Raw genomic sequence first — 1,052 nt, 5'->3', positions numbered from 1 at the left:
GCTCGTTGGTTACCGGATGGCAACCTCGAGTATCTGGGACGAATCGATCATCAGGTGAAGATTCGGGGATACCGGATTGAGCTGGGCGAGATCGAAGCCCGCTTATTGGAGTACCCTGGAATCAAGGAAGGACTGGTGATGGCCCGAACCAATCCAGAAGGTGAAAAATATCTCTGCGCCTATTTCGTCATCGAGGGCGCATGGACGGTTTCAGGGTTGCGTCAGCATTTGAATGAAGTATTGCCAGACTACATGATCCCGGCTTACTTTGTAGAAATCGAGAAGTTCCCGCTTACCCCCAATGGAAAGGTAGATAAGCGTGCTCTACCTGAACCGGAAGGTTATGTACAAACCGGAAGAGAGTATGTAGCACCAACCAATGACCTGGAAAAAACGTTGGCAAACATCTGGCAAGAGGTCTTAAAAGTCGAGCGTGTGGGGATTCATGACAATTTCTTTGAACTGGGTGGGCATTCGCTCAAAGCCACCCTATTGGTGTCACGTATTCATCGGGAATTAGAAGTGGAACTTTCTCTCCGTGACGTATTTGCTCATCCTGTTTTGAAGGAGATGGCAGACCGCCTGCAACAAGCGAAGACCCATGTGTATGATGCGATTGAACCAGCAGAGGAACGAGAAGTTTATCCTGTTTCTTCTGCACAAAAGCGAATGTACATGGTACAACAATTAGAAGCAGGCGAGTTAAACACCAGTTACAATATGCCTTTTGTCATCGAACTCCGTGGACACTTGCAAATTGATTCCTTGCGTGCCGCGTTTGCTTCCCTGGTCGAGCGGCATGAATCGCTTCGGACTTCGTTCCATCTCATGGAAGACGAGCTGGTGCAAAAGATTCATCCGTATGTCGAGATACCATGGACGTTCATCGAAGCAACGGAAGAAGAAGTGGAGCAACAGATCGAGGCATTCATCCGACCCTTTGACTTAAGTCAGGCGCCGCTGTTCCGTGTGGGATTGATTCGCATTGGGGAAGAGCGTCACATCCTGATGATGGATATGCACCATATCATCTCGGATGGAGTGTCTACCAA

At 48.8% G+C, this 1,052-nt stretch carries 1 protein-coding gene; it reads left to right on the top strand.

Going from position 1 to position 1,052, the window contains the following annotated elements; translation table 11 throughout:
* A partial coding sequence (locus tag BMZ78_RS18445; RefSeq protein ID WP_245739956.1) for a condensation domain-containing protein occupies window positions 1–1,052 on the top strand: 1,052 nt, incomplete at both ends.

The organism is Thermoflavimicrobium dichotomicum, from assembly GCF_900114055.1.
GTDB classification, from domain to species: Bacteria; Bacillota; Bacilli; order Thermoactinomycetales; family Thermoactinomycetaceae; genus Thermoflavimicrobium; species Thermoflavimicrobium dichotomicum.
This window is presented reverse-complemented; position numbering and strand designations above follow the sequence as displayed.